The following is a 20,946-nucleotide window of genomic DNA, read 5'->3' as shown; positions in this document are numbered from 1 at the left end:
GTGAAGGCAGACAAAGCATACCGGTTGTCTTTTACCGAAAAGGCCAGGGAAATCGTCAGCCAAATGACTTTGGAAGAAAAAGTGGATCTGATGAGCGGGAATCTGACGAGAGAAGACTTGGTAGAGGAAGATAAAAAAGGCATTCGCTACAATGAAGTGCCTTATGAAGCGGGCGGGAACCGCCGCCTGGGCGTGCCGGCCATCAAGTTTGTCGACGGGCCGCGCGGGGCGGTGTCAGGCTATCGCAGCACCTGTTTCCCGGTTTCCATGGCCAGAGGTGCCACCTTTGACAGAAACTTGGAAGAAAGAATCGGCCGGGCGATCGGAAAAGAAGTGAAAGCGCTTGGCGGGAATTTGTTCGGGGGCGTTTGCATCAATCTTCCGCGCCATCCCGGATGGGGACGAAGCCAGGAGACGTACGGGGAGGATTCGTTCCATCTGGGGGTGATGGGCTCTCACCTGACCAAAGGAGTCCAAAGCGAAAACGTGATTGCCTGCGTCAAGCATTTTGCTTTTAACAGCATGGAAAATGCCCGGTTCACGGTCAACGTGAAAGCGGACGAGCGCACGGAACGGGAAGTGTATCTGGCCCATTTCAAAGACGTGATCGACGCCGGGGCGGCTTGTGTGATGAGTGCTTACAACCGATACCAAGGAACGTATTGCGGGCATCATGACTATTTGCTGAACCAGGTGCTCAAAGGCGAATGGGACTTTGACGGGTTTGTGATCAGCGACTTTTTGTGGGGAGTCCGGGATACGGTCGAAGCGGCCAACGGCGGGATGGACATCGAAATGAACGCTGTGAAATACTTTGGTGAAAAATTGGTGGAAGCGGTCAAAAACGGGCAAGTTCCCGAAAAGAAAATCGATGAAGCCGCCGTGCGCATTGTCCGGACGCTTCTGGCTTTTTCGGAAGCGGATGAAAAAACATACGGCGAAGAGGTTGTCGGCTGCAAGGAACATGTTGCCTTGGCGCTGGAAGCAGCGGAAAAGTCGATGACCCTGCTGCAAAACAAGCATGAGACGCTCCCGTTTTCCAAAGAACGTTGCAAGCGCATCGCAGTGATCGGGCGGCTGGGAAACAAGGAAAATACGGGCGATCATGGTTCCAGCCGGGTTTACCCCGCATATGTGGTGACGCCGGTGGAAGGAATCCGGCGGATGGTTCCTGATGCCGAAGTGATTTTTGATGACGGACAAGACATCGGCCGGGCCCGGAAATTGGCCGCCGCGGCGGATGCGGTCATTTTTGTGGTGGGCTATGACCATGATGATGAAGGGGAATATATCAACAATGCGCAGGATGACAGCGGCTTGTCCGCCATCGGTGCCGGGTTTGATGCGGTGGGCGGAGACCGGGTCCGTTCCCTGGGGCTCCATGAAGACGAGATCCGGTTGATCCAAGCCGTGGGGCCGGTGAATCAAAATTCCGCCGTCGTCTTGATCGGCGGGAACATGATCATGATCGAGGAGTGGAAAGATTCCGTGTCCGCCATTCTGATGGCTTATTATCCGGGGATGGAAGGCGGCACCGCGATTGCCAAAACGTTATTCGGCGATGTGAATCCGGGCGGAAAGCTGCCGTTTGTCGTTCCCAAAAAAGAGAGCCATCTCCCGCCGGTCGATTGGGAAGCCGATGAGATTATCTATGGGTATGACCATGGCTATGTCAAGTTGGACAAAGAAGGGATCGAGCCGTCTTTGCCATATGGATTTGGCTTGTCTTACACCACATTTGATCTGTATGATGCCGGATTTTCCGCCGGCGATGGCTGGATCATCGCCAGCTGTACAGTCAAAAACACCGGAAACCGGGCGGGGGATGAAGTGATCCAGATGTATGTCGGATTCAGCCAGTCCAAAGTGGACCGGCCGGTAAAAGTGTTGCGCGGGTTTGAACGCGTCCGCCTCCAACCGGGAGAGTCCAAAAAAGTGGAGATCCGGTGCCCTGTTGATAAGCTGAAATGGTTTAATCCCAAAACCCGCCGGTGGGAGCTGGAGCACATGGAATATGAAGTCTATATCGGAAACAGCAGCCATGAGCGGGATTTGATCCAAGGCAAGGTCATGTTGTGATTTTTGTTGCGCACGGAAAAGGCCGGCCGGTTCTTTTCCGTGTCCCGACATAAAATTTAAGCGTTTGGGGGATTTGTATGGAACACATCCGGGAGTACAAACCACAACCCAAAGACGGGAAAACCCCGAAGTTGACGATGCTGGAAAAACTGACGTTTGGAATCGGGGATTTCGGAGCCAATTTCAGTTGGACTTTCATCGCTTCTTTTATCACGATTTACATGACGGATACGGTGGGGATTGAAGCCGGGGTGATCGGAACAATTATTTTGATCGCCCGGATTTTTGACGGCTTCACGGATTTGTTCATGGGAAACATCATTGACCATACCCGGACGAAAATGGGGAAAGCCAAACCGTGGGTGTTTTGGACGGCGCCGGTTCTCGGCATCCTGACATTCATGTTGTTTCATGTGCCGGATCATCTCAATGATATTTGGAAAATTGCCTATATTTTTACGGTTTATCTTTTAATTTCCGCGGTTTTTTACACGGCGAACAATGTCGCTTATGCTTCATTGACCTCGTTTATGACCAATCGTGAAAAAGACCGTGTCGCTTTGGGGAGCATCCGGTTTATTTTCGCCAATGCCGCGGTATGGGTTATCACCACGTTCACCACCGTGTTGGTCGGATCCTTCGGCGGCGGCCAGCAAGGTTGGACCGTCACCGCGGCCATTTACGGGATGCTGTGCGCCGTTCCTTTGATGATTACCGGTTGGTTTGTCAAAGAAAGAAATGTGGCCAAGAAGAAAAAAGCAGAAACCAAAACCTCTTTTTTCCCGACCATGAAGGTGCTGTTGACAAACAAATATTTTATTCTGACTTTGATTTTGTACTTGTTGTGGTATCTGCGCCAAACGGAAACCGGGGCTAGAATTTATTATGTATCTTACATCTTCCATCAGCCGAATCTGATGGGCGTCTTAAGCACAGCCGGATTGATTCCTTTGCTGGCGGGCCTCTTTTTTGCCCCTTATTTGGTGGGCAAATTCGGAATGAAAAAAAGCGCCTGTGCCGGGTTGTTGATTTCAGCCGCCGGGTCCCTGGTGATGATGTTGTTTTCCGAAAATTTGATCGCCTTGATCATCGGCATTGTGATCAACGCCATCGGATTGGTCCCCTTGCAGGCCGGGTTGAGTGCCATTGTGGCGGATGTGGGAGATCTGGTTTATTGGAAATCCGGTGTGCCGGTTCAAGGATCGGTCTTCAGTCTGACCAGCGCCGGCATGAAAATCGGACAAGGTCTCACCTCCGCTCTGGTCGGTTGGGCCTTGCAAATCGGAGGGTACGTGGCTAATGCCGGTGCCCAGCCGGAAAGTGCCGTTTTCGCGATCAAGTCGATGTTTATTTATTTTCCGTTCCTCGTCATTCTCTTGATGCTTGGGGTGCTAATGCTGTTGGATTATGAAAAAAGGATGCCGAAAATCAGACAGGAAATGAAAAGCAGAAATCATTGAGGGAGGGAATCCGGTGCAGGTTCAAACCATCCGGCTCCACGGAAAGTGGAAAAAATTCATTCTCCAAAACGGGGAAGGAATCGAAATCCATGTCTTAAACTATGGCGGAGTCATCCAAAAAATCATGGTTCCGGATCGTTTTGGCAAGGTGGAAAACGTTGTTTTGGGGTATGAAAAGGAAAAAGATTATGAGACCGATCCTTATTATCTCGGGGCGTTGATCGGGCCGGTGGCAGGCCGGATCCAAGGGGCCGAATTTCAATGGAATGATCAAACATTTAAACTGGAAAAAAATGAGGGGAACAATCATTTGCACGGCGGATCGCAGGGGTTTCACCAAGTGATTTGGGAAGCGGAACCGCTTCAAACACCGGAGGGGGTCGGCGTGAAGCTGTGTCATGAGAGAAAAGACGGAGAGAGCGGATATCCCGGAAACATCAAAGTAACGGTGATCTATTGGCTGAACCGGAAAAATGAGTTGCTCATGGATTATCAAGCCGTCACGGACCGGACGACCCCGGTCACCTTGACCAACCACACCTATTTTAATTTGTCGGGAAACTTGAAGGATACCGTTGGGAACCACCGGGTGCGGATGAATGCTTCCCGTTTTGCGGAATTGGACGAAGCGTTGCTTCCGACGGGAAGAATCCTTTCCGTCCGCCATACCCCGTTTGATTTTGGGCAGGGACGAAAGCTGAAAGACGGTTTTACCGGCAGCCATCCGCAAAACCGGATGGTTGGCGGCGGATATGACCATTATTTTTTCTTTGCTTCCAATCCGGGATGCGTGTCGGTCGAAGAAGCCGAAAGCGGCCGGATGATCGAGATCGTTACAAACCAGCCCGGGATGGTTCTGTATACATCCAATCAGATGAAAAAGGACCGGATGCTGGCGGGGGGATGGTCGAAAAAATATTTGGGAGTTTGTTTTGAAACACAAGCATCGCCTGCCTCCTTGCATGATCAGAGGTTTCCGTCCGTCCTTTTAAAGAGGGATGAAGTTTACCGCAAAAAAACGGTCTTTTCATTTCACATCCGGAAAAGGTAAATGGCGTCGCCCGGAAAAACGGGCGCTTTTTTTATTTCTGATTCAATACCATTCCCGTGGTCCACAGTTTGATGCTCAGGTCGAGCAGAAACAGATCATCGGGATTTTCCAGGGACCGTCCGGTCAACGATTCAATTTTGCGCAGACGGTACACCAGGGATTGCCGGTGCAAATTGAGGGCCCGGGAAGTTTGGCTGATGTTTCCCTTATGGCGGATATACATGGTCAGGGTGTGGATCAGATCCAACCCCCGTTGATTTTCGTAGTCAATCAAACTGCCGATGGTGGATAAGGCGATTTCCTCCATTTCCGGGTTTTTGGACAGGGCAAACAACGCCCTGAAAATCCCGGTGTTGGCGTACGTGCTCCGGTGTCCGGGGCCTTTTTGCCGCCGGCCGATATAAAGGGCGATCCGTGCGTCATTATAGCTTTGTGAAAAGGTTTTGACACCTGCGTGGTTTTCCCCGATGCCCCATGACATCACAAGGCCGGGCAACAGATTTTTCACTTTTTTCTCCACCAGGTTCAGGTATTCCCCGATCGACTCGTGAACCCGGTCGGTGTCCGTTTCCAAAAAGATGACAAAGTGTTCCTGATGGTAGGTTGTCATCACCTTTCGTTTCAACATTTCCCCGGCTTCGATCATTTGCTCTTCCAACAGGCAAATCTGGTCAAACAACCAGTGATCATAAGTGATCCCGCCGGACGCGGACCGGTTGAACAGCGTTTCCATGTTTTCCGGAATGCTCAAAATACAGACGTAAGGCAGGTGGATGTTGTAATTGAATGATTTGGCACGGGTTGCCGCTTTGTCCCAATCTTCGATTTCCCCTTTGGCCAGGGACCAGACAAACTCATCTTTTAAATGGGTCTTGGTTTCTTCGATCGCATCCTCCCGCTGAAACCACAAGGCAAGGGCGGTGAGTGCATGTTGCAACGGCTGCTCTTCTTTGGGATCAGGCGAAAATTCAGCGTTTTCGGATGGATACGGAAAAAAGAGATAGCCTTGGACTTTATGGGCGGTTTGGATTTTGAACCCGGCAATGGAACTTTCCTGTTGAAAGATTTCTTCCATGCGCGAAGTTTGGAGGAAAGACTGAATGGAGTGAATCAGGAGGTCTGCCTTTTTGCTGTGCCCCTTGATCATTCCTTTTTTGTCGGTGATGACGACGGGCGTTGACAGTTTTTGATGGATGGCTTCGGCGGCATTGGAGAGGGTTGCCCCGCTCAAAAAAAGGTTTAAAAGGACTCGCTGCAATTCTTCGGACCGTTTCAGGTGGTCCTTGTGCCAATCATTCAGGCGGCTCAAAACGGCACGCGTGATATCCGAAAAACGGATTTCCCAAGGAGTTTCAATGATCGGGAAATGATAACGGTCAGCCAACTGGATGATGTGTTCCGGGATCTTGACCACATGACGCCCCGTCGCAATGACAAGAGCAGCGGCTTCGGAACGGATGATATCCAGGACAAATTGACGGAACGTTTCGTCATCGTTGTTGCATCCAATGGCGGTGGTCAAGACCAGCTCATGTTTTTGAACAAAGTCTTCAACCGGCATTTCAATGACAGACACCGATGACACCGCCCGGGTATGCAAAGTGTTTTCCGCAGTTCGCACTCTCGCCTTTTTCATCAGGTTCAAATTCAGAACATCTTTGACGGTATATGGCATAGAAGATCCCAACTTTCTGTCAGATTTCAACCATCATCCGTGAAGAAGAAAAGGAGCCACGGCTTTGAAGTGGACATCCGGATCCACATTGCAACCGGTTACAACGACGGCGATTTTTTTCCGGGGCCGGTTGATTTTTTTCTGCAAAAGGGCACTGATGCCGACGGCGGCAGCCCCCTCGACAGCGATGCGGTGGTTGGCGAGCAGATAAGCCATTCCTTCGGCAATGGCTTTTTCCGAGACCAAAACCGCTTTGTCCATGTATTTTTGAACCATGTTAAACGTATACCGGTTGTCCAAACCGATGCCGCCCAGCAAGCTGTCGGCCAGGGTGTCGGGCTCTTTCAGTTCCACGGGTTTTTTCCGGATCAAACTTTCATACATGACGGCACCGTGTTCCATGGAGACCCCGATCACTTCAATTTGCGGATCATTTGCCTTTAAAGCCAGCCCGATGCCGGAAATCAATCCTCCGCCGGACAGTCCGGTGATCACAAGATCAATATCGGGAAGGTCTTCCAAAAGTTCCAGCCCGATGGTTCCCTGTCCGGCTATGACCTGGGGATCATCAAAGGGCTCAATCACGGTGAATCCGTGTTCTTTTTGCAATTGAAAACAACGTTCCATGGCATCATCCTGTCCGTGGCCGCAGATTTCAATTTGGGCGCCCATCCGGCGGATGGCCTCTGTTTTGGCCTTGGGAATCCTTTCCGATACACAGATGACGGCAGGAATCCCCAGATGTTTGGCCACATAGGAGACAGCCAGCCCGTGATTGCCCGTCGAGTAGGTGGTCACCCCGCGCTTTCGTTCTTCCGGCGTGAGGCTCAAAATTTTGTTGGCGGCGCCCCGGGGTTTGAAAGACCCCACTTCATGAACGGTTTCCAGTTTCAAATAAACATCGGCATCGATTTGTTCAGATATGACCGGAGAATGGATGAGAGGTGTTTTCTTCACAATCGGAGAGATCCGTTTGCGTGCTTGCCAGACATCCCGGATGGTGACGGGCTTGGCGGGTGATGGTGAGGAATGCATGCATAAGCCCTCCTTAGTTTTATTCAGAAGAGAGTGAACATAAATTCTAATTTTCAGGATGAAAAAATTATACAAAATCAACAATATTTTAGTCAATAGTCTAAATTGTATATAAAATTTGTTTAAATTTCTTGCAAATTTGCAGATGCGAAGAAGAATATGAATTTTTTATGATGAAGCTGAGCCGCGAAACGGGTACGGGGAAAGGGAGTTGGTTTATGCTGTCGTTTTCCGTTTCTGAATATAAAGAGAGAATCCGGAAAGTGAAGCAAAAAATGGCTTCACGGGGAATCGATGTGTTGATTGTCACCGATCCGGCCAATATGAATTATTTGTCCGGTTACGACGGTTGGTCTTTTTACGTTCATCAATGCCTTTTGATCATCATTGATGAAGAAAAACCTTTTTGGGTGGGCAGGGGACAGGATGCCAATGCCGCCAAAATCACCACCTGGCTCGGGGATGACCATATCATTCCTTATCCCGATGATTACGTTCAATCCACGGTCAAACATCCGATGGAATTTGTATCCGACATCTTAAAAGAAATCGGGCAGGCCAATCGAAACATCGGAGTGGAGATGGATACCTATTACTTTACGGCCAAATGTTTTGAAACATTGGGAAAACGGTTGCCGAACGCCCGGCTTCTGGACGCGACCTCGCTGGTCAACTGGGTGCGGATCGTAAAATCAGAGCAGGAGATTTCCTTCATCAAAAAAGCGGCCAAAATCGTGGAAATTGCAATGGACATCGGGATCGGATCCATCGCTGAAAATGTCCGGGAATGCGATGTGGTCGCCAATATTTATCAGGCGCAAATCCGGGGAACGGAAGCGTTTGGAGGAGATTATCCGGCCATTGTCCCGCTTCTTCCTTCCGGGGAAAAAACATCCACCCCGCATTTGACCTGGACGGATGAAAAGTATCAGCAAGGCGACCCGGTGATTCTCGAGTTGGCCGGATGTTACAAGCGTTATCACTGCCCGATGGCACGAACGGTTGTGATCGGAAAACCGTCGCAAAAAATGACGGATTTGGCGGAAGTGGTGATTGAAGGCATCCATGAAGCGATTCAGGCCGTGCGCCCCGGGGTGACCTGTGAAGAAGTGGAAAGGGCCTGGCGGAAAAGTATCGAGAAAAGAGGATTTTTCAAGGATTCCAGAATCGGGTATTCGTTCGGGCTCAACTATCCGCCGGATTGGGGAGAACATACGGCGAGCCTGAGACCGGGAGATCAAACGGTGTTGGAACCCAATATGACTTTCCATATGATCCCGGGAATCTGGCTGGATGATTACGGAGTGGAAATCAGCGAATCGATCCGGGTGACGGAAACCGGTTGTGAATTGTTCACGCAATTTCCCCGCCGGTTGTTTGTCCGATAAAAGGAGGTGGAAACCATGATCATTTTTCAAGAACATGAAATCCGCGAGCTTGTCCAAGTGGATGGGGAAATGATCCAAGTGATTGAAGACGCTTTCACCAGCCTCGTCACCAAGCGGGTGGCCATGCCCCCCATCATGCGGATTGACATTCCTGAAAACAATGGGGAAGTGGATGTCAAAAGTGCCTACATTTCAGGAGTCGATTCTTTTGCCATTAAAGTCTCTTCCGGTTTTTTCGACAATGTCCGGATCGGATTGCCCAGTTTAAGCGGCACGATGCTTTTGGTAAGCGCCAAGACCGGACTGTTGGAGGCTGTTCTTTTGGATAACGGGTATTTGACCGATCTGCGCACGGCTGCGGCCGGAGCGGTGGCCGCGAAGTATCTGGCCCGCGAAAATTTGCACACCGTCGGCGTGATCGGGGCCGGTGCCCAGGCCAGGTATCAGGTGTTGGCATTAAGGCAGGTGCGAAATTTCGAGCGGATCAAGGTTTACGGACCGACCCAAAGCCGGGTGGAACGGTATGCCCGGGAGATGGAAGAAAAACTGGGAATTCCCGTGAGCATCGCTTCCAGCCCGGAGGAAGTTGTAAAAGAAAGCGATCTGGTGGTGACCACCACTCCTTCCAAAACTCCGGTGATTCAAGAGGAATGGTTGCATCCGGGACTCCATATCACGGCGATGGGGTCGGATGCCGAGCATAAACAAGAGTTGGAGGCGCAGGTGTTAAAGAAAGCGGATCTTGTGGTTTGTGATGTGAAATCCCAATGTTTCCGACTCGGCGAGCTTCATCATGCGCTGGAGCAAGGCGTGTTGACGGAAGAGGCACCGGTTGCCGAGTTGGGGGAAATCACATCCGGACGCCGGCAAGGTAGAAAAAACGATCAAGTGATCACGGTTTGTGACCTGACGGGAACCGGCGTGCAGGATACCGCCATCGCATTGTATGCCCGTCAGAAATTGGCGGAAAAAGGTTATGGTCTTCGTTTGGAACCGAAATAATTGCTCGGGAGGGTTTTCAGTGGAAAATCATCAAGTTCAGTTCGGAACCAAAGCGGTCTGGGCGGGAGAAAAAGACGTTCTCGTTCACGGGGCATCACAAGTTCCGGTCATTGTCAGCGTTGCTTATACCTATGAGGATATGGACCATTGGTACGATGTGGCCAGAGGGAAAAAGCCGGGGCACATTTACGGCCGCAACACCAACCCGACGGTACAGGCATTCGAAGAAAAAGTCCGTGAGTTGGAAGGGGCGGAAGCGGCCACCAGCTTCTCGACGGGAATGGCTGCGATCAGCAATACGCTCTACACCTTTTTAAGGCCCGGGGACCGCGTGGTGACGATTAAGGACACCTATGGCGGCACCAATAAAATTTTCACCGAATTTCTCCCCGAAATGGGAGTGGAAGTAGTCTTGTGCAATACCGGCAATCATGAAGAGATGATCGCCGAAGTCAAGAAAGGATGCAAAATTTTATACTTGGAATCGCCGACCAATCCCACGGTCAAGATCACGGATATCGAAAGGATGGCCAAAACGGGGAAAGAAGCGGGGGCGCTGGTGGTGGTGGACAACACCTTTGCCACGCCGGTCAACCAAAATCCGTTGCAGTTGGGAGCCGACCTGGTGATTCACAGTGCCACCAAGTTTTTGGGAGGGCATGCCGACGCGCTCGGAGGGGTCGTTTGCGGCGCGAAAGAGCTGGTGGAAAAAATCTATCATTACCGTGAAATCAACGGGGCCACATTGGATCCGTGGGCTGCCTATCTCTTGTTAAGAGGAATGAAAACCTTGAAACTTCGTGTCAAACAGCAGGAGAAAAACGCCGAGGCCATTGCCCGGTGGCTGTTAAAACAAGAGTTGGTGGAGGAAGTGTTCTATCCGGGGCTGGAAACGCATGTCAACCATGAGATTGCCAAAAAACAAATGCGCGGCTTTGGCGGAATGCTCAGCTTCTCCTTAAAAGGAGGAATGGATGCCGTCCGGATTCTGCTGCCGAAATTGAAATATGCCAACAGGGCGGCCAACTTGGGGGCGGTGGAAACCACATACGGCCCCGCACGGACAACCAGCCACGTGGAATGTACCCCGGAAGAGCGGAAAGCAGTGGGGATTGCGGAAGGCCTCGTGCGTATTTCCGCGGGCATCGAGGATACCGAAGATTTGATTGCCGACCTGGAGCAGGCATTTGCTCACCTGAAAGAACAACTGGAGGTGTCCGCCGCCGAGAGCGGAAAAGCGGGCAGCTGACCGGGCTGCCCCGCCCGGACTTTTCAATTTCAACCGGTAAGGGGAGAGGACGCATTGGTTACCCGGTATTCATCCATGGTGCAAAGAGCTCAGGCTCTCTCGGATAAAATCATCTCTTGGAGAAGACAAATCCATTCCAATCCGGAACTCAGTTTTCAAGAGTTTCAAACATCCGAATTTGTGGTGGAGATGCTGAAAAAGATTCCCGGGATGAAGGTGGAAACCGGTGTCGGATATCCGACTGCGGTGGTCGGCACCTTGACCTCCGGAGAAGGCCCGTCCATTGCCATCCGGGCAGATATGGATGCCTTGCCCATTTTGGAAATGAACCAACATGCTTTTCGTTCCAAAAATGAAGGCATCATGCATGCATGCGGCCACGACGCTCATACAGCCATTCTTTTGGGAACCGCCCATCTGCTGGCGGAGTGTTTCGAGCAAGAATCGGTCCGGGGAACGGTAAAATTCCTTTTTCAACCCGCAGAGGAAGACACCGATGAAGACGGGCTGACCGGCGCCCAATACATGATCCGGGCCGGGGTGTTGCAGGATGTGGATTGTGCCATCGCCTTGCATATGAGCCCGGAAAATCCGGTCGGAAAGATCCGGGTCCACGATGGTTACAGCATGGCCAATGTGGATGTGTTCGAAGCCGGCATTTCCGGTACCGGCGGACACGGGGCCTATCCGCATTTGGGGACCGATCCGGTTTGGATGCTGGGGCTTGTTCTCCAATCCCTCCATGGCATTGTCGCCCGGAGAATTTCTCCGCTGGAGCCGGCCGTGATCAGCATCGGGCAAATCCGGGCGGGTTCCACCAGCAATGTGATTCCGTCGGAAGTTTGGATACAAGGAACCATGCGAAGCTATGATCCTGCGGTGAGAGATGAGCTGGCCCGGGAATTGGAAAAAGCGTTCTCCGTGGTGAGGGTGTTCGGCGGGGAATATCAACTTTCCATTCACCGGGGAGAACCGGCGTTAAAAAATGATCCGGTGGTCAACCGCTGGATCGAAACCACGATTCAAGATTTGTTCCCCGATTTTCAAGTGATCCGGACTCCGTTCGGGTTGGGCGGGGAAGATTTTGCCTGGATGACGCAACAGATTCCGGGAGCGATGTTTTTTCTGGGATGCCAACTGCCGGACGGGGTGAAAAGGGACTTGCATACCCCGGTTTTTGACATCGATGAACGGTGCCTGCCGGCAGGTGTTGCGATCCTTGCCGAAACAGCCAGACGTTACCTGACCGGGCAATACCGGTGGCATGACAAGGAAGGGGTGGGTGTTGATGGCTCATAAAATCGCACTGTTGGGATTTGGAACCGTGGGACAGGGACTGCTGGAAATTATCCGGGACAAAGGGGACCGGTTGCGGAAAAATCTGGGCTTTGACGCAAAGGTTGTAGCGATTTGCGATCTGATGAAAGGATCGCTGTATGACCCGGAAGGGTTGGATCTGGACCAGGTGTTTCAAACCTTTCAGGAAACCGGGAGTTTGGAATCCTATCCGGAAAAACCCGGTTTGGTCAAAGGGTGGGACAGTTTTCAAACCATCCGCGGGAGCAATGCCGATACCATTGTGGAAGTCACTTTCACGGATGTCCAAACCGGACAGCCGGCCATACAGCATGTCAAAACCGCATTTCAGGCAGGGAAAAATGTGGTGATGAGCAATAAAGGCCCGGTTGCTTTGGCTTATGAGGAATTGTCCCGTCTGGCATCCGAAAACAAGGTCAAATGGAGATTTGAAGGCACGGTGATGAGCGGCACGCCGGCACTCGGAATGCCTCCCGTTTGCCTGGCCGGAAATGAGATCCGGGAAGTGCGCGGGATTTTGAACGGAACCACCAATTACATCTTGTGCAAAATGGAAGAGGGAATGTCGTACCAGGAAGCTTTGAAAGAAGCGCAAGCGAAGGGATATGCCGAAGCAGACCCGACCAGCGACGTGGAAGGGTATGATGCCCGGTATAAAGCGGCCATTTTGGCCAATGTCGTGATGAATGCACCGTTGAAAGTGGAACAGGTGAAACGACAGGGAATCACCCGTTTGACCCATGAGGATATCAAGCAGGCGAAAAGCGAAGGGAAACGGTGGAAGCTGATTGCAAAAGTGAAAAAAGAAGGAGACCGGGTGGTGGCTTCGGTTGGTCCGGAAGCCGTTCCTCTTTCGGATCCGTTGGCCAATATTTCGGGAGCGACCAATGCCATCACGTATGATTGCGATTTGGCGGGGCCGATTACCTTGGTGGGGGCCGGAGCCGGCCGGACCGAAACCGGATATTCCATTTTAATTGACTTGATCAATATTTACCGCGGTCAAATTTGACGAAAGGAGCGGATGATAAAGCATGGTGATGTCAAAAACCAAGCATCAGAAAATGTTTCTGGCGGGAACATGGGTGGGGCGTCCCCAAACGATTGAAGTCCGTAATCCGCAAGATGACTCCCTGATTTCCACGGTGCCTGCCGCAACGAAAGAAGATGCGCTTTATGCGGTGGAACAAGCGAAAGAAGGTGCGGACATCATTGCCCGCATGCCGGTTCATGAACGGATGGCCGTACTGAACCGGGCGGCGGACTGGATTGATGAGCATCGGGAAACGTATGCCAGAACCATTGCGCTGGAAGGAAGCAAAACCATCCGCGAGGCGAGAAAAGAGGTGGCCCGTTGCATTGAAACGATCCGCATCAGTGCGGAGGAAGCCAGGAGAATTCACGGGGAAACCATTCCGTTTGACCAAATGCCGGGAAGTGAAAACAGGGTGGGTTACTACTACCGTTTCCCTGTCGGGGTCATTGCGGCCATCACCCCTTTCAACGATCCTTTAAATTTGGTGGCACATAAGGTCGGTCCGGCGATTGCCGGCGGAAATGCCATCATTGTGAAACCGACTTCGGTGACCCCGCTGAGTGCCATCTTACTCGCGGAGGCGTTTGACAAGGCCGGACTTCCCCCAAAGGTGTTATCCGTGATCACAGGGTCGGCCAAGGATGTTGGACAAACCCTGGTGACGCATCCCGATGTGCGCATGGTTTCTTTTACCGGAGGGCTTTCCACGGGGGAAAAGATCGCACGTCAGGCCGGACTCAAAAAAATTTCGATGGAGCTTGGATCCAATTCCCCGGTCATTGTTCTGAAAGATGCGGATTTGGATGAAGCCGTTGCTTCCTGTGTTTCAGGGGCTTTTTGGGCCGCGGGGCAAAATTGTCTGGGCGTGCAACGCATTTATATTGAGGAAGCAGTGTTTGAAGAATTTAAGGACCAATTTACGGCAAAGACGCAGAAATACCGGGTCGGGGATAAATTGTCGGAATTGACGGACATGGGGCCGATGATCAACGAAAAAGAGGCCAGACGGGTGGAAAGCTGGGTGAATGAAGCCGTGGAGAAAGGAGCTTCCTTGCTGTGCGGGGGGAAACGGGACGGAGCCTTTTACCAGCCGACCGTGCTCACCAATCTGCCGGAAGATTGCACGTTGGCAAGAGAAGAAGTGTTTGGACCGGTGGTCATCCTTTATCCGGTGCCGGATCTGGAAACAGCGATTTTTGAAGCAAACCAAGTGAATTACGGGCTGCAGGCGGGGATTTTCACCAAAGATCTGGAGAAAGCATACCGGGCCATCCGGGAAGTGGACGTTGGAGGGATCATGATCAATGACAGCAGCGACTACCGCATCGACGGCATGCCATTTGGCGGCGTGAAAGGTTCCGGTCTCGGCCGCGAAGGGGTGCGGTTTGCGCTGGAAGAAATGACGGAAATCAAAGTGGTTTGCTTCAAACTTGCGAAATAAACCGTTGGTCTGAACAGATTTAAAAGTGCTGATGAGCCAGGACACGTGTTTTGGTGAAAACGAAAGGATGGTTTTTTGAGGAAAAAAGAAAACGCTTCAAATGTCGTGTTTTGGGGATCGGCTTTGGTCATTTTGTTCTTTGTTATCCTCGGATCTGTCAATCCGGAAAGTTTTTCTGTGTATGCAGCGAAGATTTTTGATTTCACGACGGTTCATTTTGGATGGTTTTACTTGCTGGCGATGGTGTTTTTTGTGAGTTTCTGCCTGTACCTGGCGTGCAGCAAATACGGCCGGGTGAAGCTCGGGGATGATTCGGAGGATCCGGAATACTCGTTTTTCTCCTGGATCAGCATGTTGTTTGCCGCAGGTTTCGGAGCCGGCTTGGTGTTTTGGGGGGTTGCCGAACCGATGACGCACTTTGCGGCGCCCCCTTTTGAGGGGGTGGAACCCCGTTCGGCCGAGGCGGCCCGCCTGGCGATGCGTTATTCCTTTTTTAACTGGGGAATTCATCAGTGGTCCGTTTTTGCCCTTGTCGGATTGGTTCTTGGTTATTTTCAGTACCGGAAAAAAGAGAAATCTTTGATCAGTTCGGCTTTGAGCGGCTTGGCCGGGAAAAAAGGAATTCATCCGTTTCTTGGAGATTTCATGGATATAGCGGCAGTGATTGCCACCGTCATTGGGGTGGCCACTTCCTTTGGCATGGCTGTGCTGCAAATTAACGGCGGGCTCTCCTATGTCTTTTCTCTTCCCAACAATGCCTGGATGCAGTTGATCATCGTCGCCGTGATGTTTCTCATGTACATTACGTCCGCTTTGACCGGGATTGACCGGGGAATCCGCTTTTTGAGCAATCTGAATATGGGGATTGCGCTGGCTTTGATGTTGTTTGTTCTCTTCACGGGTCCGACGGTTTTTATTTTAAACGGGCTGACGCTGGGAGTCGGAGACTATATCCAGCACTTTGTGGAAAGCAGTTTTTATATTCCGCCTTACCAAGGGGACACCTGGGTTTATGATTGGACTATCTTTTATTGGTCATGGGTGATTGCCTGGTCCCCGTTTGTGGGTTCGTTTGTCGCCCGCATTTCCAAAGGGCGGACGATCCGGGAATATGTCTTCGGGGTGATGATCGTCCCTCCGGCAATCGCGCTGGTTTGGATTGCAGTCTTTGGCGGCACTTCTTTGCATATGGATCTGTTTAAACACCAAGCCATTGCCAGTGCCGTCGAAAAGGATGTGACCACGGCCTTTTTCGCCTTGCTGGAACATATGCCTTTTCCCTTCCTTTTATCGGTGATTGCCATTGTGTTGATTGCCATATTTATTGTCACTTCGGCCGATTCGGCAACATTTGTGCTGGGGATGATGACATCCGGCGGAAACCCCGATCCTTCCATCCTGCGCCGCTTCATCTGGGGAACGTTGATGGCCGCCATTACGGCCGTTCTCATCATCAGCAGCGGCTTGGAAGGATTGCAGACGGCCGCCTTGATTTCAGCTCTTCCTTTTGCCATCATTTTGATTTTGATGAGTTTTTCCCTGATCAAATCTTTAAGACAAGAGAAAAATTAAGGTGGTGCGCGGAAAGGAGAAACGCCTTTCCGCTTTTTGTTTGAAAAAGGGGACAAAAGCGGGGAAAAAAGGATCTTTTTTTATTCAGCCGGCCGGCTATGATAAACAAGGGGAATCATCCAACCGGACGATGCACAGGAAAGGGTGACGAGGGAATTGAAAGGAATCAAAAAAAGCAAGCGCAAATGGATTTGGATTCTTGTGGTTCTTTTGCTGTTCGTCTCTTTGGTTTATGTCAACAACACTTCTCTTTTGGCAAAGCCGCGTTCCGGCAATCCGTATCTCATAGCTCACCGCGGACTGGCACAAACCTTTGACTTGGAGGGTGTGGAAAATGACACCTGCACCGCCGAGCGGATCCATCCTCCGGAACATCCATTTTTGGAAAACACGCTTCCTTCCATGCGTGCGGCTTTTCAGGCCGGGGCGGACATGGTCGAACTGGATGTTCAGCTGACCAAGGACCATCAGTTTGCCGTGTTCCATGATCACATGCTGGAATGCCGGACCAATGCCATGGGGAAAGTACGCGATTATACCATGGGTGAACTGAAGAAATTGGATGTGGGGTATGGTTATACGGCGGATGGGGGAAAAACGTATCCCTTTCGCGGGAAAGGCGTCGGTTTGATGCCGTCACTGGACGAAGTGCTCCAAGCCTTCCCCGATAAAATGCTGCTCATTCATGTGAAAAGCAATGATCCCCAAGAGGGAATCGTGCTTGCGGAAAAGCTCAAACCGCTCCCGAAAGACCGCCTCCGTCAATTGGCGGTGTATGGCGGAGACCAACCGGTGGAAGCCCTGGAAAAACAGCTTCCGGAGCTCCGCACGATGAGCAAAGCATCGTTGAAAAGTTGCCTGCTTTCTTATCTGGCCGTGGGTTGGAGCGGTTATGTCCCGGCAAGTTGCCGGCAAACCCAGGTTCATATTCCGGATGAAATCGCTCCCTGGCTGTGGGGATGGCCTGACCGGTTCCTGGAGAGGATGGACCGGGTGGACACCCGGGTGATTCTGGTGAAGGGAAGCGGCGGCTTTTCAGACGGATTTGACCAAACCGAAGATATAAGCCGTCTCCCCGAAGGTTACGACCGGTGGATCTGGACCAACCGGATTGACCGCATTGCCCCGCTCTTTAAGGATTAATTATTTCGTTCCACCAGATACCAGGTTCCGGTGGAGGAGGCGATCATGGTCGGGGTTACCGGAAAAGAATGTTGTGGAAACCCGTTGATTTCATGAAGGGGAATCCCGGGAAAGCTCAAGTGACGGAGCAGTTCGCGATAGCACTGCTCGCGCACTTTGGCCGGGATTCCTTCTCTTTTGATCCAGCGGACGGCTTCCCGGAATTGTCCTTGTCGGATCAAAAATTGTATGTATAAAGGGAATACTTGGTGCAGCGGCCGTCTGAATTGCAACTTGGAGCGTTTGCCGCGCCCGCCGCCCGGTTTAAAGAAAATCAGCTGGTCCTCCACCATTTTTCGCAACAACCGTTTCACGTTGCGGGTGGAACAACACAAGACCCGGGCCAATTCGTTCAAACTGACATAAAACGATTGATGACAACGGTACTCTTGATATTGAAGCCTGAGCAACAAATAATATTCGATGATATTCATGCCATCACCTTGGTGCCAATCGGTTTGTTTGAAATCATCTTAACGGAAAGGCCGGGATTGGGCCACCTGAGTTCCCGGGCCAATCCATGGATGAACCGGAGGATATGAATGGAGACGTGCCCCCGGACACGCCTCTTCATCCCACTTTTTCAATAACCTGATCGCCTCTGATTTTTTCCTTAGTGAATATCTTTCTTTTTGAAGGAACCGCCCTGCACATCATGGATGTTTCCGGTAGCCAAAAATGCATTCGGGTCAATGTCCTCGACAATGGATTTTAATTTCGCTTCCTCCAACCGTGTGATGATACAAAAAATCACTTTTTTGTTTTCTCCGCTGTAGCCGCCTTCTCCGGCCAAATAAGTGACACCGCGTCCCAAACGGTTGGAAATCGTTTGGCCGATGATTTCGGTTTTGTCACTGATGATCCAAACGGATTTCATTTCTTCAAAACCTTCAATGACGATGTCAATCATTTTAAAAGCGATGAAATAAGTGATCAAAGAATACATGGCACGATCCCAGCTGAAGACAAAACCGGCGCTGCTTAAAATGAACAGGTTGGCAAACATCACGATTTGACCGACGGAGAAAGGAACTTTCTTATTGATGAGGATGGCGAGGATTTCCGTTCCGTCCAGGGAACCACCGTACCGGATGACCAAACCGACTCCGACCCCCAGAATAATTCCGCCAAACACAGCGGCAAGAAGCGGATCTTTGGTTACAGCCGGAACGTGATGAAATATGTTGGTAAACGCGGACATCACGACAATCCCGAACATGGTGGAAAAAGCAAAGGTTTTCCCGATTTGTTTGTACCCCAAAAAGAGGAACGGAAGGTTAAAAATGACCAACAACAATCCGAGATTCCAATGCGTTAAATGAGAAATGATGATGGAAATACCGACGATGCCACCGTCAATCACCTGATTGGGTACGAGGAAAACTTCCAAACCGAGCGAAAACAAAAAGGCACCGACCAAAATAAAGAAAATTCTTTTGATATTATTTAACCAAATCAACTTTTTCGGCTTTTCCATTTGTTCCGTTTCATTGGAAGAAGTAAATAACTCCATATATTTCACAACCCCTTTTTAAAAATGTAATCCAAGAGGGGATCAGGTTACAAAAAAGGGGAATGTGAGCTTTTCAATTCCTTTCCATAACAATGGTTCTTTAATTATATCACAATTCTTTCGTGTTTGTTTTAAATATTTAAATGTCTAAAAATTAAACCAATGCACAGAGGATGAACGGTCCGGTTTTCGGATTCCAGGATCATCCATTAATAAAACGGTTTTTTTCGCACAAAATATGCTTGATATGGATGGGAATGGATGATCTCTCCCTCTTTTTTCGGATCTTCCCCAAAAAACAAAGATTACTCACTTATTATTCATAATATATTCAACAAACAAAATAAATTGTTAAGTAAAAAATAAATTATACATATTCATATTAAAACAAATCGGAGCAAATGGGAAGACGTCGGAATAATTTTCCGTATGGATTGATTTCGTCCCTTTCCTTTTGACAAAAAGCAGAAAACGATTGGATTCAAACGGGAGGGTAGAAAAGAAATAAAAAAGAGGATTTTTATTACAAGATATAAAATAAATATTTAAAGCCGGTTTCCAACAAAACCCTGAAAAAGAGAACGATTCCTCCAATCCATGTTTTTCCTTTGACTCGGTACCAAAAAAAGTGATCCAAATCATTCAATTATGTGATTGACTTTGAAAGGTTGATATTTTATGATATGAATCATTCGGCAACCGAAGTAATTTTGAATGGTTGTTGAACATCTTGTGACGCATATTGACTTATGCAGGTTAATATTTTATCGTATTAATCATTCGATAACCGAAACATCATTTCCCTGGGGGAGGTGATTGTGATTCGTGATGATCAAATGGACAGTTTGATTCGCCTGTTTCACCGGATAATGGCGCTCTGTCACCTCTTGCTTCGGGAAGAATTAAAAAAACATCATTTAACTTTTTCTCATGCGCTGGTACTTCATTTTCTCAATGTCAAAGGAGCCTCCCCACTGGTGGAGATCAGCAAGCATCTGGATATTCCGCTGAGTTCGCTGAGCGGAATGATCGGGCGTTTGGAAGAGATGGACATGGTTTTGCGGAAACGGGATCAGAAAGACCGGCGAATCGTACAAATCCGGCTGACGGATAAAAGCCGGGAAATGATTGAAGAACTCTCCAACGCCCAGAGAAACAAAATTTATGCGCATGTCAAAAGGTTGAATCTTTCTTCTGAGGAAATGGAGCGATTCATTGAAAACATGCAAAGGTTTATCGAGGGGGTATACGAAAACCGGCTGGAGAAAGGAGGGACAAAGCATTGAAACGAGCGCTGAATAACTTGATTTTGATCCTTTTTGTGTTGGGGATGATCATCGGTGCAGGATACTATCTCACCAACCAATCCCTTTATGTGACCAGTGAAATTGCCCAAGTGACGGCAGAGATGGTTCCGGTTTATCCGGATCAGGCCGGGGTGCTGAAAGAATGGGCGGTTGAAGAAGGAGATTCCGTGGAAGAAGGTCAGATCCTGGGAACGGAGACGCTTCTGCAGTCCGGCCAGCCGTCCGGCGATGAAACCGATGCTCCGTCGACACAATCCATTACTTCGCCTTTTTCGGGCGTCCTTGTCAAAAGCAATGCTGTGCCCGGCAAGATGGTCAAACCGGGACAACCGGTTGCGATGGTTGCCGATTTGTCGAACAAATACATTGTTGCTTATATTGATGAGACAGAAATCGACCGGGTCAAACCGGGCAAAAAAGTGGACATTACGGTGGATGCTTACAAAGACCGCATTTTTAAAGGAAAAGTGCAAAAGATTGGTTCGACAGCCGGGGATTTCACCAATCCGTCGGCAAGCACGGACAGCCAAAATGAAAATAAAGTGGTTCAGCGTGTTCCGGTACAAATCGTCTTTGATGAGCAAATCGATGTGAATTTGATGCCTGGAATGAATGCTGAGGTGAAAATACAGTCTTAAA

17 protein-coding genes are annotated in these 20,946 nt (G+C 50.0%); 13 read left to right on the top strand and 4 right to left on the bottom strand.

What is annotated here, in order from left to right:
• The 3 genes from H1R82_RS03165 to H1R82_RS03155 all read left to right on the top strand — a co-directional run bounded on the left by H1R82_RS03165 (nucleotide 1) and on the right by H1R82_RS03155 (nucleotide 4,590).
• The gene (locus H1R82_RS03165) at nucleotides 1-2,079 is read left to right on the top strand and encodes a beta-glucosidase family protein (RefSeq protein ID WP_198058706.1); all 2,079 of its coding nucleotides are present in this window, start codon (nucleotides 1-3) and stop codon (nucleotides 2,077-2,079) included.
• Nucleotides 2,080-2,156: 77 nt separating this feature from the next.
• On the top strand, nucleotides 2,157-3,539 hold the full coding sequence (locus H1R82_RS03160; RefSeq protein WP_181732926.1) for an MFS transporter: 1,383 nt from the start codon (nucleotides 2,157-2,159) through the stop codon (nucleotides 3,537-3,539).
• A gap of 13 nt (nucleotides 3,540-3,552) precedes the next feature.
• Nucleotides 3,553-4,590, top strand: coding sequence for an aldose epimerase family protein (locus H1R82_RS03155; RefSeq protein WP_181732927.1), 1,038 nt, complete (start codon nucleotides 3,553-3,555; stop codon nucleotides 4,588-4,590).
• A gap of 31 nt (nucleotides 4,591-4,621) precedes the next feature.
• On the opposite strand, the gene H1R82_RS03150 is transcribed toward H1R82_RS03155, so the two are convergent.
• A complete protein-coding gene (locus H1R82_RS03150) occupies nucleotides 4,622-6,235 on the bottom strand; it encodes a PucR family transcriptional regulator (protein ID WP_258873870.1) in 1,614 nt (537 codons plus the stop codon).
• A 63-nt stretch (nucleotides 6,236-6,298) separates the two neighbouring features.
• Complete coding sequence (gene eutB, locus H1R82_RS03145) at nucleotides 6,299-7,300, bottom strand: hydroxyectoine utilization dehydratase EutB (protein WP_181732929.1); 1,002 nt, start codon at nucleotides 7,298-7,300, stop codon at nucleotides 6,299-6,301.
• A 221-nt stretch (nucleotides 7,301-7,521) separates the two neighbouring features.
• Here eutB and H1R82_RS03140 point away from each other — a divergent pair, with 221 nt between their 5' ends.
• The 8 genes from H1R82_RS03140 (at nucleotide 7,522) to H1R82_RS03105 (ending at nucleotide 17,448) form a co-directional block, all read left to right on the top strand.
• Nucleotides 7,522-8,688, top strand: a complete 1,167-nt coding sequence (locus H1R82_RS03140; protein WP_181732955.1) for a M24 family metallopeptidase — start codon at nucleotides 7,522-7,524, stop codon at nucleotides 8,686-8,688.
• Nucleotides 8,689-8,703: 15 nt separating this feature from the next.
• Nucleotides 8,704-9,690: a cyclodeaminase gene (locus tag H1R82_RS03135; protein WP_181732930.1), complete on the top strand. Its 987-nt coding sequence runs from the start codon at nucleotides 8,704-8,706 to the stop codon at nucleotides 9,688-9,690.
• Between the two features lie 19 nt (nucleotides 9,691-9,709).
• Nucleotides 9,710-10,939 carry a cystathionine gamma-synthase family protein gene (locus tag H1R82_RS03130; protein WP_309544781.1) on the top strand — a complete coding sequence of 410 codons (1,230 nt, stop codon included), beginning with the start codon at nucleotides 9,710-9,712 and terminating at the stop codon, nucleotides 10,937-10,939.
• Nucleotides 10,940-11,014: 75 nt separating this feature from the next.
• Entirely contained in the window at nucleotides 11,015-12,238 is a 1,224-nt protein-coding gene (locus tag H1R82_RS03125; protein ID WP_181732956.1) for a M20 metallopeptidase family protein, read from the top strand.
• The gene (locus H1R82_RS03120) at nucleotides 12,228-13,268 is read left to right on the top strand and encodes a homoserine dehydrogenase (protein WP_181732932.1); all 1,041 of its coding nucleotides are present in this window, start codon (nucleotides 12,228-12,230) and stop codon (nucleotides 13,266-13,268) included. Before H1R82_RS03125 ends, H1R82_RS03120 begins: the two co-directional genes overlap by 11 nt.
• Nucleotides 13,269-13,290: 22 nt before the next feature.
• Nucleotides 13,291-14,733 carry an aldehyde dehydrogenase family protein gene (locus tag H1R82_RS03115; protein ID WP_232334039.1) on the top strand — a complete coding sequence of 481 codons (1,443 nt, stop codon included), beginning with the start codon at nucleotides 13,291-13,293 and terminating at the stop codon, nucleotides 14,731-14,733.
• Nucleotides 14,734-14,808: 75 nt separating this feature from the next.
• Nucleotides 14,809-16,305, top strand: coding sequence for a BCCT family transporter (locus tag H1R82_RS03110; RefSeq protein WP_181732933.1), 1,497 nt, complete (start codon nucleotides 14,809-14,811; stop codon nucleotides 16,303-16,305).
• Between the two features lie 156 nt (nucleotides 16,306-16,461).
• Nucleotides 16,462-17,448, top strand: a complete 987-nt coding sequence (locus H1R82_RS03105) for a glycerophosphodiester phosphodiesterase family protein (protein ID WP_181732934.1) — start codon at nucleotides 16,462-16,464, stop codon at nucleotides 17,446-17,448.
• Here H1R82_RS03105 and H1R82_RS03100 read toward each other — a convergent pair.
• Both H1R82_RS03100 and H1R82_RS03095 read right to left on the bottom strand, forming a co-directional pair.
• Nucleotides 17,445-17,921 (bottom strand): SgrR family transcriptional regulator, encoded by a 477-nt coding sequence (locus H1R82_RS03100; protein WP_181732935.1) that lies wholly within the window; start codon nucleotides 17,919-17,921, stop codon nucleotides 17,445-17,447. The genes H1R82_RS03105 and H1R82_RS03100 overlap by 4 nt on opposite strands.
• Nucleotides 17,922-18,100: 179 nt before the next feature.
• Nucleotides 18,101-18,964 carry a YitT family protein gene (locus H1R82_RS03095; RefSeq protein WP_181732958.1) on the bottom strand — a complete coding sequence of 288 codons (864 nt, stop codon included), beginning with the start codon at nucleotides 18,962-18,964 and terminating at the stop codon, nucleotides 18,101-18,103.
• Nucleotides 18,965-19,818: 854 nt separating this feature from the next.
• On the opposite strand from H1R82_RS03095, the gene H1R82_RS03090 reads away from it, so the two are divergent.
• Together H1R82_RS03090 and H1R82_RS03085 are read left to right on the top strand one after the other, a co-directional pair.
• The gene (locus tag H1R82_RS03090) at nucleotides 19,819-20,286 is read left to right on the top strand and encodes a MarR family winged helix-turn-helix transcriptional regulator (RefSeq protein WP_181732936.1); all 468 of its coding nucleotides are present in this window, start codon (nucleotides 19,819-19,821) and stop codon (nucleotides 20,284-20,286) included.
• Nucleotides 20,283-20,945 (top strand): HlyD family secretion protein, encoded by a 663-nt coding sequence (locus tag H1R82_RS03085; protein WP_181732937.1) that lies wholly within the window; start codon nucleotides 20,283-20,285, stop codon nucleotides 20,943-20,945. The genes H1R82_RS03090 and H1R82_RS03085 overlap by 4 nt, the downstream gene beginning before the upstream one ends.
• Nucleotide 20,946 lies beyond the last annotated feature (1 nt).

It is taken from the genome of Thermoactinomyces intermedius, assembly GCF_013912365.1.
GTDB lineage: Bacteria > Bacillota > Bacilli > Thermoactinomycetales > Thermoactinomycetaceae > Thermoactinomyces > Thermoactinomyces intermedius.
Note: the sequence above shows the minus strand (reverse complement) of the source record. Positions and strands in the feature narration are given on the sequence as shown.

Coding starts and splice junctions, on each gene's coding strand:
- H1R82_RS03135 (WP_181732930.1), top strand. CDS start 8,704: ATGATCATTTTTCAAGAACATGAAATCCGCGAGCTTGTCCAAGTGGAT.
- H1R82_RS03125 (WP_181732956.1), top strand. CDS start 11,015: ATGGTGCAAAGAGCTCAGGCTCTCTCGGATAAAATCATCTCTTGGAGA.
- H1R82_RS03115 (WP_232334039.1), top strand. CDS start 13,291: ATGGTGATGTCAAAAACCAAGCATCAGAAAATGTTTCTGGCGGGAACA.
- eutB (WP_181732929.1), bottom strand. CDS start 7,300: ATGCATTCCTCACCATCACCCGCCAAGCCCGTCACCATCCGGGATGTC.
- H1R82_RS03100 (WP_181732935.1), bottom strand. CDS start 17,921: ATGAATATCATCGAATATTATTTGTTGCTCAGGCTTCAATATCAAGAG.
- H1R82_RS03120 (WP_181732932.1), top strand. CDS start 12,228: ATGGCTCATAAAATCGCACTGTTGGGATTTGGAACCGTGGGACAGGGA.
- H1R82_RS03160 (WP_181732926.1), top strand. CDS start 2,157: ATGGAACACATCCGGGAGTACAAACCACAACCCAAAGACGGGAAAACC.
- H1R82_RS03095 (WP_181732958.1), bottom strand. CDS start 18,964: ATGGAAAAGCCGAAAAAGTTGATTTGGTTAAATAATATCAAAAGAATT.